This window comes from Hyphomicrobiaceae bacterium, assembly GCA_041397645.1.
GTDB lineage: Bacteria > Pseudomonadota > Alphaproteobacteria > Rhizobiales > Hyphomicrobiaceae > Hyphomicrobium_B.
The window spans coordinates 1,270,360-1,284,554 of record JAWKWE010000004.1; the positions used below are offsets into that span (position 1 = coordinate 1,270,360).

Here is a 14,195-nt window from a genome sequence, read left to right on the forward strand (position 1 = left end):
CAAAGTGCAAGGGCTTTGGATCGGATCATTTGGTCAAAGTCAACGCTCGCAGCGTCGGTCGCAACTAGAATGGCGCTACACGATTTCCCCGTTGAGATGGAGACGCGGATGACCGGCAGCCAGATTGGACATAATTCGCAAGGGCAAACCATTCGGATCCAGGTGCGGCTATTCAACTCCCTGTCGCGCTTTACGCAGAATTCGAACTTCCGAGAGGATCTAGAAGTACCCGCCACCGCCTCGATCGGCGATCTCATCAGTCACTTCAGGTTGCCCATTTCGGATATCTTTCTCGTCTTGCGCAACGGACGCGATATTACGCCCGGCCTCTATCAAGGCGGTGTCGTCAACACCGAGGTGGGCTTGAACGAGGGAGACGTGATCGCCTTTTCAGGTCCCGTTCCCTACAGCTACGGCTATGGTGCGCCGGTTGTTTGAGGCACACCTTCGCTCGCTGCTACCACGGGCTGCCAGGGATTGTTTAATGGATCGGCGCTTTGAAAATGAAATAGGCCCCCGCAACGATCAGCGAAAAGCCGATCACGTGATTGATGGTGAGCGTCTCGCCCAGATAAAGGACGGAGAAGCCGGAGAAGACCAGGAGGGTGATCACCTCCTGCATGGTCTTCAGCTCGGCAACGCTGTACACGCGCGCCCCCAGCCGATTTGCCGGCACGGCCAGGCAATACTCTAGTAGCGCGATGCTCCAGCTCGCTAGAATGGCGATCCACAACGATGTAGAGGGGTATTTCAGGTGACCATACCATGCGATGGTCATGAAGATGTTTGACGACACTAGAAGCGCAATAGGAACCAAGTAGGCGCTGGTCATGGTCTATCCTGTGGCAAGAGGCTGCTCTTTAACACGCGCGTGTATTGCCCAGTTCCTGAGCTTGTGTCGAATTCATGGTGAAACTTCGTGCATGATGCTCTTTTTGGGTGCACGCTTACGCATCCAAATTCAGCTGGGTAGCGCAGAATAGAGCATTTTGCGGCTGGCCCAGGCTTTGCGAGGCGATCGGTGGTAAGGGAAACAGGTGGAATGGATGGACGCTGCGTTCGATGAAATGAACGGTTTCGGGGAAGGCATTCGCGAACCTTACCGAGCGTTGGCCGAATGGCTTGGTACACAGCGACTGGACCACCTCTCTGCGAAAAGTATCGAGGCCGAAACACTCTTCCGGCGTACCGGGATTACTTTCAATGTCTACGGAGCGCAAGAAGCGACCGAGCGGCTCATACCATTCGACATCATTCCACGGATCATCTCTAACTCCGAGTGGCGAAAGCTTCAGCAGGGCATTGAGCAGCGGGTGGGCGCGCTCAACGCCTTTATGTACGACATTTATCACCGGCAGGAGATCCTGAAAGCCGGACGCGTTCCCTCTGACCTCGTCATCCAGAACTCCGCTTTCGTGCCCGAGATGCTCGGCTGTAATCCGCCACGGTCCGTCTACAGTCACATCATCGGCATTGATCTGGTTCGTATCGGCCCCGACGAGTTCCGCGTTTTGGAAGACAACACTCGCACTCCCTCCGGCGTTTCCTACATGCTGGAGAACCGCGAGACCATGCTTCACATGTTCCCCGACCTGTTCAGCCGCAACCGCGTGCTGCCGGTGGAGAACTATCCGGACAATCTGCTCACGATTCTTGAGTCTGTCGCTCCGGCCAATCTCGATGCTGAGCCCGTCATCGCGCTGCTGACGCCGGGTCGTTACAACAGCGCGTATTATGAACACTCCTTCCTTGCCGATCAGATGGGCATCGAACTTGTTGAAGGACGCGATTTGGTCGTCGACAACGGCGTTCTCAATATGAAGACGACGGAAGGCTACAAGCGCGTCGACGTGCTCTATCGCCGTATCGACGACGACTATCTTGATCCTCTTGTTTTCAACCCCGACTCCATGTTGGGCGTTCCCGGTGTTTTCGACATTTATCGTGCGGGCCGCGTCACGCTTGTGAATGCTCCGGGTGCGGGCATTGCAGATGACAAGGCAATTTACAGCTACATTCCGGAGATCATTGAGTTCTACTCCGGGCGTCCTCCAATTCTGCCCAACGTGGAAACCTACAACTGCCGAATTCCGGACCAGGCCCAATATGTTCTCGACAACATCGAGAAACTGGTCATCAAGGAGGTCCACGGGTCGGGCGGCTACGGCATGCTGATCGGTCCGGTGGCGTCTTCCGCCGAGATCGAGACGTTTCGCGCCAAACTGAAGGCTCGTCCGGACAACTATATCGGGCAACCGACGCTGGCGCTTTCGACGTGTCCAACGCTGGTCGAGGCTGGTTTGTCTCCGCGCCATCTCGATTTGCGGCCCTTTGTTCTGGTGGGCGATCAGATCCGGCTCGTGCCAGGTGGTCTCACACGGGTCGCCTTGAAAAAAGGGTCACTGGTTGTGAATTCCAGCCAGGGCGGCGGCACGAAAGACACCTGGGTTCTGCAGGATTGAGGCTGAAATGCTCGGACGCACGGCGAACGATCTGTATTGGCTGTCGCGCTATGTCGAACGGGCCGAAAACATGGCCCGGCTTGTCGAAGTGGGATACCGCATCGTACTGCTGCCGCGATCAGATAAGGACTTCCATCAAGAGTGGCGCTCGACGTTGGAGAGCGCGGGATGCTTGCCGGGATATCTGGCCAAGCACGGCGTATTCGACACGCGCAACGTCATAGATTACATTCTGTTCGACTTGGAAAACCCTTCCAGCGTCGCGGCGTGTCTTCACGCCGCTCGATCGAATGCGCGTGCTCAACGCACGGCCATCACGCGCGATATGTGGGAGAGCCTGAACGACTCCTGGCTCCACATGTCAAAGTTGAGGCCGTCCAGCATGACGTCCGACGCGCTGCCAGATTTCCTCGACTGGGTTCGTTCACGTTCCGCACTCTATCGTGGCGCGCTGCTGAATACGATCCTGCGAAACGACACGTTCTATTTCAGTCAGCTGGGTACTTTCATCGAGCGTGCCGACAGCACGGCACGCATTCTCGACGTCAAATATTACCACCTGCTGCCGTCCAGCCATCTCGTCGGCACCAGTCCCGACAATGCGCAGTGGGCCTCAATCCTGAGATCGGTTTCGGCTCATCGCAGCTATCGCTGGGTCTATAAAGACACCTACCGGCCGTGGAATATCGCAGAGTATCTGATCTTGAACCGTCAGATGCCTCGCTCGCTCCGGGCTTGCTACGACGAGATGGCGAGCGCATTAAACGATCTTGCGCTTTACTATGGCCAGCGCCATGCGTGCCATGCCACAGTAGCCGCAACGCGCGACAGATTGATCGAGATCGATGTGGACACCATTTTCCAGAGCGGTCTTCACGAGTTCGTTCAAGATCTCATTGGGAGAAACAACGCTCTCAGCCTCGAGATATCCGCCGCCTATCATTTCAATGACTAGTCTATCCAGGGCGCACGATGCTGGTCTCGATCTGTCATGTCACACGCTATAAGTATACCGAGACGGCACGCTATAGTGTCCAGTCTTTGCGTTTGACCCCGCCATCATTCGCGGGCCAAAAAGTTCTATCCTGGAAGATATCCGCTCCGGGTATCGAAAAAGCGACGCGCTTCTTCGATGCATTTTCCAATATCTCTCATCTCATCAGCATCACCGGCGAACACTTGGAGATAGAGTGTCGCGCGGAGGGGATTGTTGAGACCGAGGATCGGGCCGGTGTCGTGCGCGGCCTGCAAGATTTCGTGCCGGTCAAGGTGTTTCTGCGCGAGACGCCGAAGACGGCGGTCGATAGCTCCATTCGTGAACTTGCCTCCCTAACTTCGAACGGAAGCCCGATCGACGGCTTGCACGTTCTCATGAATGCCATTCGGGATCGCGTTGACTATCAGATCGGCGTGACCGGGCCACACACTTGCGCCGCCGAGGCTCTCGCCGGGGAGCGCGGGGTCTGTCAGGATTTTGCCCATATCTTTATCGCGGCTGCGCGTGCCGCCGGCATCCCGGCTCGTTACGTCAACGGGTATTTTTTGAGCGGTGCCGATGAGGCGTCCGAAGCCCACCACGCTTGGGCGGAGGCTTACGTGGAGGGGCTGGGCTGGGTCGGCTTTGATCCAGCCAATCGTATGTGCCCCACCGATCATTATGTCCGCCTGGCCATGGGGCTTGATGCCGTCTCCGCCGCCCCCATACGCGGAAATCGTCGGGGAGGGTCCGAGGAGGCGCTTGACGTTCTGGTAGAAGTTCAACAAGCAAACAGCCAGCAGTAGGCTCTGCCACTCTGGGAGACGGAAATGACGTACGCCGTAGCCATGCGGCTCGACCGCGGGCTGGTGTTTGCCGCGGATACGCGCACCAACGCAGGTGTGGACAATATCGCGCAATATCGAAAGCTTCATTACTGGTGCAAGAAGGGAGACCGGGTTCTGGTCGTGTTGACCGCCGGTAATCTCGCCGTAACACAATCGGTGATTTCTCTGTTGAATGAGCAGCTCAGCGCGGCAGTTGGTGATGAGGATGAAGCCCATAACACTCACCTGATGAATGCGCCCAACATGTATCGAGCCGCGCGCGTCATCGGAGAAGCTGTGCGCGAAGCACGCCGCATTGACGGAGCAGCGCTTGAGGCAAGCCGTGCCGGATTTGCAGCTTCGTTTATTTTCGGCGGCCAAATTGGAAACGAACGACCGCGGCTGTTTCAGATCTATTCGGAAGGCAATTTCATCGAGGCGACCGATGACACACCGTTTCTTCAGATCGGTGAACACAAGTACGGCAAGCCGATCCTCGATCGTGTTGCGCGGTCTGACATGCGCTTGGGCGAAGCAGCCAAGCTGATGTTGTTGTCGTTCGATTCAACATTGCGATCGAACCTATCGGTTGGCATGCCCTTGGACATACTCGTCTATGAGCACGACACTCTGGATGTCACACGAGAAAAGCGCATTTTCGCCGATGATGCTTATTTCAAGAAGCTGTCGGCGTCGTGGTCGGAAGCTCTGCGCTCGGCATTCTCGAAAATCGAGGAATTCAAGGTTTAAGCCTGTCGCGCCGCAAAACCTCGTTTTTCGGTAAATTGCGTATTGAGCGGTTTACAGGCGATTTTGGCTGATCGTGGGGTGCTTGGGCCGCGTAGAGAGGTCTTTTCACGTTGCGGATTAATGTCAGCTCGGCTAGCGATTGGCGCACTGCGCGAGCGCCTGAGGGAGGATAAAGCGTGAAAATCTGCATGATCGGGGCGGGCTATGTCGGGCTGGTCTCTGCAGCCTGCTTTTCTGAGTTCGGATGGCAGGTGACATGCGTCGATAAGGATCCCAAACGACTGGAAGAGCTGCATGCGGGCCGTTCTCCCATTTACGAGCCTGGGCTCGATGACCTCATGCAACGCAATATGCAGGCAGGTCGCCTTCAGTTCACGGCGGATCTGGAAGGTGCCGTCAAGGATGCGGCGGTTGTCTTTCTGGCTGTCGGTACGCCTATGCGCCGCGGCGATGGCTATGCCGACCTCTCGCACGTCTATGCAGCGGTTGAAGAGATTGCGCCGTATCTAAAAAGTTTCATCGTCATTACGACGAAATCGACCGTACCCGTCGGTACAAGTCGTGAGATTGAATCGCGCTTGCGCCAACTGCGCCCAGATCTCGATTTCGCAGTCTGTTCCAATCCAGAATTCTTGCGTGAAGGTTCCGCGATTCAGGACTTTACCCATCCAGACCGCGTCCTCGTGGGTACTGACAGCGAGAAGGCACGCGACGTTCTGGATCGGCTCTATAAGCCGCTTGCCCTGCGCGGTTCGCCGGTCATGTTCGTCTCCCGCGAATCGGCTGAACTCGCAAAATATGCGGCCAACGCGTTCCTCGCTCTGAAGATCAGCTTCATCAACGAGGTTGCAGACCTGTGTGAAAGAGTGGGAGCCGATGTGCAAGAGGTTGCCGCTTCGATCGGTAAGGACAGGCGTATCGGAGACAAATTTCTCCATCCTGGACCAGGGTACGGCGGCTCTTGTTTTCCAAAGGACGTCTCTGCGCTGATCCGTACGGCACGCGAAAATAAGTCTCCGCTGTCCATCATCGAGCAGGTCGAGCGCGTCAATCACGAGCGCAAGATCTCGATGACGGGGCGGATCGAGGAAGCGGTCGGTGGCAGTCTGCGTGGCAAGACCATTGGCATTCTCGGGGTAACCTTCAAGCCCAACACCGATGATATGCGCGATGCGCCGAGCCTCGTCATCGTGCCGATGTTGCTTGAGCGCGGTGCGCAGGTCCGCGTGTTCGATCCGCAGGGACGAAAGCAGGCCGAGCCGCTATTGCCCGGCGTGATATGGTGCCAAAGTGCGTTGGATGTGGCGGACGGCGCGGATGCCGTCTCTATCGTCACCGAATGGAATGAGTTTCGCGCGCTTGATCTCACGGAGATGCGCCGTCGAATGAAGGGCGACGCGCTTGTCGATTTGCGCAACATTTTTCTTGGCAAGACCGCGCAAGAGGCTGGGCTTGCTTATCGCGGCATTGGGCGATAGCCGGATCTCCGGAGCGCAAGACGCTGAAAATACAAGAGGCGGGCACAGAGCCCGCCTCTTTTGTTTCGATAGGTGCCAGCAGAAGCGATTGCCTGCAGGTTTTCAGCGTTCGCGGAATGCCTTGGCGAATGCATCTTCCAACGGCTTGACGAGGTAGGACAAGGCGGAGCGCGACGTGGTGGCGATTTGCACCTCCGCGGGCATACCCGGCACCAGCTTGTGGCCGTTGAGCTTCGTCATTTCGCTATCGAGAATTTCGACCGTCGCGGTGAAATATGCCATGTTCGACTGCGGGTCCTTGGTCAGATCAGCTGAGATGTCACGCACGCGGCCGGCCAGACTTGGCGTCGTTCGTTGGTTGAAGGCTGGGAAACGGATCGTTGCGTTCTCATGCATGCGCGCCTGATCTATGTCGTGCGGCGCGATTTTCGCCTCCACAATGAGGCGGTCGTCGGCAGGCACGATCAGCATGAGCTGTTCGGCGGGATTGATGACGCCGCCGACGGTGTGAACGTTCAATTGGTGAACAACACCATCAACCGGGCTCTTGATCTCGACGCGGCGCAATTGATCTTCAGCCGCGGTGCTACGTTCGGTCAGCTCGACGAGGCGGCCTTCGGTCTCGCGAAGATCCTTCATGATGTCGCTGCGCGCTTCGATCTCGACGCCGAGCTTCTGCATCTCAATCTCGGCAATCTTGCCACGCGAGGTGCCGGCTGCGGCTTGAAGTTGCGCCTTTTCGCCTTCAAGGCGTGCGCCCTCGCGGCGGATCGACATCATCTTCGACGTCGGCACGAGCCGTTGCGCCTCAAGTGTCTCAAGGCCTGCGAGTTCCTTGCCAATAAGGCTCAACTCGCGCGCTTTTGCGTCGGCTTGCGAGGTAAGGCCGGAGACCTCTTCCTTTAGCCCCGCGATGCGTTCGGTGAGCTGTGCCTGCTGAGCCTCGCGGGCACGCACGCGGCTGTCAAACAGTGCGCGTTCACCTGTAATGATATGGCCGACATCGGGGTCGGAGGATCGCGCGAGAAGGTCCGGTGGGAACTCAACGCTCTTGGCTCCGTCGCGCTCTGCCCGCAAGCGCGCCTGACGGCCGCTCAATTCGTCCATCTGCTTGGTGAGGACCTGGAGCTGTGCGCGCGTGATGGTCTCGTCCAGGCGGATCAAGACTTCACCGGCTTTTACATGATCGCCGTTCTTGACGAAAATCTTGCCGATCACACCGCCAGTCGGATGTTGGATTTTTTTGACGCTTGAGGCGACGACCACGGTTCCGGGCCCGATGACGGCACCCGAAAGGTCCGTTGTTGCCGCCCAGCCGCCGAGCCCGCCGATGAACACGAAGAGCGTGGCGAATCCGAACACGACGTAGCGCTTTACGGAAATGAGGCTGCTGTCGAGCTTGACCATTTCGGTCTTGCTCGACGGGATTTTTTGACCCGGGGCCGCGATCTGGCCGAGCGAAAGAGCTTGGCCTGTCGGGATCATCTGGCCTGTGGGAATCTTCGGGGCGGCGGTGCTGCTCATGCGCTATCTTTCGCCTGATGGTTGATCTCGCTGTTTTCGGTATCTTGCGCCTCAGGTATGCCGGTGCCCTGCGGGACGGTCTGCAATATGGAGCGCAGCACCTCGTCCTTTGGCCCAAACGCCCGAGATTGGCCGTTGGCCATCACGAGTACCTTGTTGACGGCGGCGAGCGCCGATGGGCGGTGCGCAATGACGATGGCAATGCCACCGCGACGGCGCACTGAAAGGATTGCTTCGGTAAGAGCCGCATCGCCTGCAGCGTCGAGGCTTGCATTGGGTTCGTCGAGAACGACGAGGAATGGATCGCCATAAAGCGCGCGAGCAAGAGCCACGCGTTGACGCTCGCCGCCCGACAACGAGCGACCGCCCTCTCCAAGACGCGTCTGGTAGCCAGTTTGCAGGCGGACGATCATTTCGTGGGCGCCGGCGGCCTTGGCCGCCTTCACAACGGCTTCGCTGGTTGCGTTCGCATCGAAGCGCGCGATGTTTTCCGCAATGGTGCCGTCGAAGAGTTCAACATCTTGCGGCATATACCCGATGTGCTTGCCGAGCTCGTCTGGCGTCCATTGGCCGATTTCCGCGCCATCAAGACGGATAGCGCTCGCCGGGTTTATCGGTCGCCACACTCCGACGAGCGCGCGCGCCAAGGTCGATTTGCCGGAGCCTGAGGGACCGATGATGCCGAGCGCGTCGGTGCGCTCAAGTGAGAAGGAGACGCCCTTGACGATAGGATCCTTGGTGCCCGGCGGGGCCACGAAGACCTGCTCGGCGGCGAGCTGATGTTTGGGAGCAGGCAACGCTACCACTTTCTGATCGAGATCGCCGACCGCACCGATCAGCTCGTGGATCCGGCGAGAGGCGAGACGCGCGGACACAAAGCCCTTCCAATGCGCGATAGCCGTTTCGATTGGAGCAAGCGAGCGCGAGACTGTGATTGAGGCGGCGATGATAGAGCCGGGCGAAATCTCGTTCTTGACGACGAGGTAGGCGCCGAATCCTAGAACCGACGACTGCAGCACCATGCGGATGACCTTCGTAAGGTTTCCGATTCCGCCGGAAGCGTCTGCTGCTTTGAGCTGATAGGCGAGATAGCTGTCGTTGAGGGCTGCGTAGCGTGCGCCGATATGGGGCGATAGGCCCATTGCGTAGATGGCTTCTGCGTTACGCCGCGCCTGCTCTGCGATGATCATGCGTTGAGCACCCGCTTGTGCCGCATTTTTCAAGGGTGCGTTGCTTCGGTGCTCGGTGACCAGCGTTAGCGCAATGAGGATGATCGCACCAAATACCGCGATGACCGCCAACGAGGGGTGCAGCATGTAGACGAAAAACAAGTAGACCGGGATCCAAGGAAGATCAAAGAGAGCTGGCAGGCCAAGGCCACCCATGAAAGAGCGGATGGTGTCGAGATCGCGCAATGGCGCCATGCCGTCTCCACCGTGGCGGCTGCGCAGCGGTAGGATCTGAACCGCGTGAAAGATTTTCGGGCTGACCGTTTTGTCGATCTGCGTACCGAGGCGTATCATGATGCGCGAGCGGAAGTACTCTAGCAGACCATTGATCGCGTAAAGACCGACCATGAGGACCGAAAGGCCGATGAGTGTCGCAATGGATTGCGACGGCAGGACTCGGTCGTAGACCTGCAGCATGTAGAACGAACCGGCCAACGCGAGCACGTTGATGACGCCGGAGAACACCGCAACGCTAGTGAGCACCGGAGCGTTTTCGACCAGCAGCGTAACTATGGGGTTCTTGATCTGCCCGCGGGCAGACTGAGGTTGACTAGCCATTTGGCCCTTTTCGATTCAGCCCTGATCCGGTTCATTTTTTTGACGCAAGGACGCAACCACGCGGACGCAACAACGCGGGTAAGCTCGGGAGTGAGCAAAGTGGCCGTCACGGCCCTCCCTGCTTCGACTGTGTCAATTCAAGCGAATCGCTCATGCGGAACTGACAGGCCAAGCTTTGTCCCCTGAACCTTAAAGTTTCGTTCCTCTGCGCTTGCTCATAGGAGGCGATGATTCGTTAACGTGGCGACGGTTCTGTGCGGAGGGGCGACAACCACACCTTCATCGATGCGCCTGATAACGTACTGAAAGACAGATGTATTATTTGGATGTATGTCGAACGGTGGGTCGAATGATCGCTCGTTTATGAAAGTATGAGGCGGCAAATTCCACCGAGCGAGAGGGCGCCTTTGTGTGCTGCAGCAACTATACGATTTGGTAGGCATTCGGAGGAGGGCTCAGGCGGCTGACGCGCGTCGTCTTAAGGCTTGCTGCGTTCGCCTTCACAACCAGCTCGCGTCTCCTACGAAAGTTGGATTAGAATTTAGGCAGGGCGAACCAAGTCCGCCTGCGAAGGTCCTGCGGATCATCAAAAAGGGTATTCAACACGTGGAACAACCGCCGGGGTCGGTGACCCTCGAGCAGTATTTGCTGTCATGGGCCATGGAGCTGTCGGGCCGTCTGAGCATCGCCCAGACCGTGAATGCGCTCGCGGCTGCGAGCATCCAGATGGCGGAGCGGGTCGGCAAGGGCGCGCTCCTTGGCAGGCTGGGCAAGGTAACCGCGCGCGAGGGAAAGTTCGACGAGCAGAAAGAGGTCGATGTCATAGCAAACGACGCCATCATCGCGGCGTTAAGGTCTTGTCCCGTCGCGGCCTTCGCCTCGGAAGAGTTGAGCGAGCCTCTGCAACTTCGTGACGACGCGCCGCTTCTGGTGGCAGCCGATCCGCTCGATGGCTCATCGAATGTAGATGCGAACGTATCGTTCGGAATGATTTTTGCGATTCTCCCACGCCACCCGGCAGCCAAGGGCGAAGCTGCATTTATGCGGCCCGGTTCCTACCAGCTGGCTGCTGGCATGGTGATTTATGGTCCTGCAACCGTCTTTGCGATTACGGTGGGATCGGGGACGCACGTGTTCACGCTGGACCGCAGCACCAATTCTTACATTCTTACGCACAAGAACGTGGCGATCCCGCCCACGACGAACGAATATGCGATCAATTCGTCGAATGCGCGCTACTGGGACGAACCCGTGCGCATCTTCATTCATGAGTGCGAGAATGGCGTGAGCGGCCCGCGCGGCAAGGATTACAACATGCGCTGGACGGGATCGCCTGTTGCCGACATTTTCCGCATTCTGTCGCGGGGCGGCATCTATATCTATCCGGGCGATGCTCGTGAAGGGTTTCATGCAGGTCGCATTCGGCTGATTTATGAGGCCAACCCGATAGCCTGGCTCGTGGAGCAGGCCGGTGGCCGGGCGACGTCCGGGCGCGACCGGCTTCTTGATATGGTACCTTCATCGCTGCATCAGAAAACGCCGTTGATCTGCGGATCTCGCGAAGAGGTCGATCATCTCGCACGGCTATACGGCGGAAGTTTCCTGAAAGGTGAACACAATCCGCTCTTTGGCCGACGCGGCTTGTTCAGGGCCTGGTGACGAGTGCCCCGCGTTTCAATCAGCAATTCAACGCTATCGAAAAATCGAAAATCCCATGTCGACTAAGTTTCCCATCATTTCCGTTACAGGCTCGTCGGGTGCAGGTACGACCTCGGTGCGACACACGTTCGAGCACATCTTCCGCCGAGAGAATGTCAACGCTGCATTCGTCCAAGGCGATGCGTTCCATCGTTACGATCGCGAGGAAATGGAGGCCGCCATGGACGCGGCCGCGACCCGTGGGAACCAGAATTTTTCGCACTTCGGCGAAGAGGCGAACCTCTTTGCCGAACTGGAGGAGCTGTTTCGCTGCTATTCGGAAACGGGGCGCGGACGCACGCGGGTTTATGTTCACGACGAGGAGGAAGCCAGGAGCGTGGGGGTGCCGATCGGCTCTTTCACACCATGGGCAGAGATTCCGCCCGACACGGACTTGCTGCTGTATGAGGGCCTGCACGGCGCGGTTATCACCGAGGACGTCAACGTGGCGCGCTATGCCGATCTCAAGATTGGCGTTGTGCCCGTGATCAACCTGGAGTGGATACAGAAGATCAGCCGCGACAGAGCGCATCGGGGATACACAACCGAGGAAGTCACGAACGCCATTCTTCGGCGGATGCCAGACTATGTGAACTACATTTGTCCGCAGTTTACAGAGACCGACATCAACTTTCAGCGCGTGCCGACCGTCGATACCTCTAATCCTTTCGTCGCCCGCTGGATCCCGACCTCCGATGAATCGATGGTCATCATCCGCTTCCGGGATCCGCGCGGCATTGATTTCCCCTATCTGCTCTCCATGATTGGAGACAGCTTCATGTCGCGCGCGAATTCCATCGTTATTCCAGGCAGCAAGCTCGATTTGGGGATGCAGCTGATCCTCACCCCGTTGATCATGCAGCTGGTGGAGCGTAAGCGTCGCGCCTGGTGAGGCTATTCCGGTCCCCTCGAATCCGGCTAGTGTTGCCCCGAAATTTGAAAGTTCAACAAGTCAAAGGTCATTCGTCGTGACGCGCCCCTTGCTCATTGCACCGTCCATCCTGTCGGCAGATTTCGGTCGTCTTGGTGAGGAAATCCGCGCCATTGACTCGGCTGGCGCCGACTGGATCCATTGCGATGTCATGGACGGCCATTTCGTGCCCAACATCACTTTTGGTCCGCCGGTCATCAAAGCGGTGCGCGGCGCATCCAAAAAGATCTACGACGTGCACTTGATGATCGCACCTGCGGACCCTTACCTCGCCGCCTTTGCGGATGCTGGTGCGGATATCATTACCGTGCACGCAGAGGCTGGCCCGCATCTACACCGCTCTCTTCAGGCGATCCGGGCGCTTGGCAAGAAAGCTGGTGTTTCGATCAATCCGGGAACACCGGAGAACGTTATCGAATACGTGCTTGACCAGCTTGACCTCATTTTGCTGATGTCGGTGAACCCGGGGTTTGGCGGACAGGCTTTCATTCCCGCCGTTGTGGAAAAAATCTGCCGGGTAAAGGCATTGGTTGGCGACCGGCCAATCGACATCGAGGTCGATGGCGGGATCACGCCGCAAACCGCGCCGCTGGTTGTTGAAGCTGGTGCAAACGTGCTCGTCGCGGGCTCGGCGGTTTTTAAGGGCGGCACGCAAAAGGCCTATGCCGAGAACATCGCGGCCATCCGCAAGGGCGCGAAAAGCTGAGGCGTATAGCTGGGATCGTCGTCCGCTAGACTTTGTAGTAGTCGCGATACCAGGCTACGAAGCGCTTCATTCCATCCTCGATCGATGTTGAGGGTTTGAAGCCAACCGCTTCGGTCAGGGCATCGACGTCGGCATAAGTCATCGGCACGTCGCCCGGCTGGGCGGGAAGAAGGTTCTTGCTCGCGGTGCGTCCGGTTTCTTTCTCGATCAGCGATATGAAGTGCTCCAATGGCACCGGCTTGTTGTTGCCGATGTTGTAGATCCGGTAGGGGGCGCGCGAGGTTGCGGGGTTGGGATCATCACTCGACCATGCAGGGTCAGGCTCTGCAATTTTGTCCATGGTGCGAACGACGCCTTCGACGATGTCGTCGATATAGGTGAAGTCGCGTGCTTGGCGTCCTTCGTTGAATACATCGATCGGTTCGCCAGCGAGAATTTTGCCTGTGAAGATGAAGGGCGCCATGTCTGGACGCCCCCACGGACCATAGACGGTGAAGAAGCGCAGTCCCGTCATTGGTAGCCGGTAGAGATGCGCATACGTGTGCGCCATCAGCTCGTTGGCCTTTTTGGTGGCGGCGTAGAGGCTGATGGGGTGATCTACCGATTGCGAAACAGAGAACGGCATCTTGGTATTGGCGCCGTAAACCGAACTTGACGACGCAAACACACAATGGGCGACCTTGGAGTGACGGCAGCCTTCGAGGATATTGAGAAAGCCTTGCAGGTTGGAGTCGGCGTAGGCATGCGGGTTCTGTAGCGAATAGCGAACGCCCGCTTGAGCCGCCAGATGGACGACGCGATCGAATTTCTCGGCTGCAAACAGCTTGGCCATCACGTCGCGATCGGCAATGTCGCATTTGATGAAGCGGAACCCAGGCGTTCCCTCTAGCTGTGCGAGCCGATCCTCTTTAAGGCGCACGTCGTAGTAGGCGTTGAGATTATCTATACCGACGACCTCGTCGCCCCGTTCAAGCAGAGGCTTGCACGTATGAAAGCCGATGAAGCCCGCGGCGCCTGTCACCAAGACTTTCATGTTTACCCTTATTGCGTTCTCCA

Annotated in this window: 13 protein-coding genes; 9 read left to right on the top strand and 4 right to left on the bottom strand. The window is 57.7% G+C overall.

The genetic code is table 11. The annotated features are described in order from the left end of the window. The first annotated feature begins 69 nt into the window (after nt 1–69). Nucleotides 70–438, top strand: coding sequence for a hypothetical protein (locus tag R3D51_05855; protein MEZ5899000.1), 369 nt, complete (start codon nt 70–72; stop codon nt 436–438). A gap of 43 nt (nt 439–481) precedes the next feature. Here R3D51_05855 and R3D51_05860 read toward each other — a convergent pair whose 3' ends face one another. Next, nucleotides 482–832 (bottom strand): DMT family protein, encoded by a 351-nt coding sequence (locus R3D51_05860; protein ID MEZ5899001.1) that lies wholly within the window; start codon nt 830–832, stop codon nt 482–484. Between the two features lie 214 nt (nt 833–1,046). Here R3D51_05860 and R3D51_05865 point away from each other — a divergent pair, with 214 nt between their 5' ends. The 5 genes from R3D51_05865 to R3D51_05885 all read left to right on the top strand — a co-directional run bounded on the left by R3D51_05865 (nt 1,047) and on the right by R3D51_05885 (nt 6,493). Then, nucleotides 1,047–2,462, top strand: a complete 1,416-nt coding sequence (locus tag R3D51_05865; protein ID MEZ5899002.1) for a circularly permuted type 2 ATP-grasp protein — start codon at nt 1,047–1,049, stop codon at nt 2,460–2,462. Nucleotides 2,463–2,469: 7 nt separating this feature from the next. After that, on the top strand, nt 2,470–3,417 hold the full coding sequence (locus R3D51_05870; protein MEZ5899003.1) for an alpha-E domain-containing protein: 948 nt from the start codon (nt 2,470–2,472) through the stop codon (nt 3,415–3,417). Between the two features lie 17 nt (nt 3,418–3,434). After that, nucleotides 3,435–4,244, top strand: coding sequence for a transglutaminase family protein (locus tag R3D51_05875; protein MEZ5899004.1), 810 nt, complete (start codon nt 3,435–3,437; stop codon nt 4,242–4,244). A gap of 24 nt (nt 4,245–4,268) precedes the next feature. Continuing rightward, on the top strand, nt 4,269–5,015 hold the full coding sequence (locus tag R3D51_05880; GenBank protein MEZ5899005.1) for a proteasome-type protease: 747 nt from the start codon (nt 4,269–4,271) through the stop codon (nt 5,013–5,015). A 176-nt stretch (nt 5,016–5,191) separates the two neighbouring features. Beyond that, the gene (locus R3D51_05885; GenBank protein MEZ5899006.1) at nt 5,192–6,493 is read left to right on the top strand and encodes a UDP-glucose/GDP-mannose dehydrogenase family protein; all 1,302 of its coding nucleotides are present in this window, start codon (nt 5,192–5,194) and stop codon (nt 6,491–6,493) included. A gap of 102 nt (nt 6,494–6,595) precedes the next feature. Here R3D51_05885 and R3D51_05890 read toward each other — a convergent pair whose 3' ends face one another. Next, nucleotides 6,596–8,017, bottom strand: a complete 1,422-nt coding sequence (locus tag R3D51_05890) for an HlyD family type I secretion periplasmic adaptor subunit (GenBank protein ID MEZ5899007.1) — start codon at nt 8,015–8,017, stop codon at nt 6,596–6,598. After that, on the bottom strand, nt 8,014–9,804 hold the full coding sequence (locus R3D51_05895; GenBank protein ID MEZ5899008.1) for a type I secretion system permease/ATPase: 1,791 nt from the start codon (nt 9,802–9,804) through the stop codon (nt 8,014–8,016). The genes R3D51_05890 and R3D51_05895 overlap by 4 nt, the downstream gene beginning before the upstream one ends. A 606-nt stretch (nt 9,805–10,410) precedes the next feature. On the opposite strand from R3D51_05895, the gene R3D51_05900 reads away from it, so the two are divergent. From R3D51_05900 to rpe, 3 genes are all read left to right on the top strand, one after another. Beyond that, on the top strand, nt 10,411–11,463 hold the full coding sequence (locus tag R3D51_05900; protein ID MEZ5899009.1) for a class 1 fructose-bisphosphatase: 1,053 nt from the start codon (nt 10,411–10,413) through the stop codon (nt 11,461–11,463). 55 nt (nt 11,464–11,518) lie between these two features. Next, nucleotides 11,519–12,394 carry a phosphoribulokinase gene (locus tag R3D51_05905; protein MEZ5899010.1) on the top strand — a complete coding sequence of 292 codons (876 nt, stop codon included), beginning with the start codon at nt 11,519–11,521 and terminating at the stop codon, nt 12,392–12,394. A gap of 76 nt (nt 12,395–12,470) precedes the next feature. Further along, nucleotides 12,471–13,139, top strand: coding sequence for a ribulose-phosphate 3-epimerase (gene rpe / locus R3D51_05910; GenBank protein ID MEZ5899011.1), 669 nt, complete (start codon nt 12,471–12,473; stop codon nt 13,137–13,139). A 25-nt stretch (nt 13,140–13,164) separates the two neighbouring features. Here the strand turns inward: rpe and R3D51_05915 are convergent, their stop codons facing one another. Continuing rightward, nucleotides 13,165–14,172 carry an NAD-dependent epimerase gene (locus tag R3D51_05915; protein MEZ5899012.1) on the bottom strand — a complete coding sequence of 336 codons (1,008 nt, stop codon included), beginning with the start codon at nt 14,170–14,172 and terminating at the stop codon, nt 13,165–13,167. Nucleotides 14,173–14,195 lie beyond the last annotated feature (23 nt).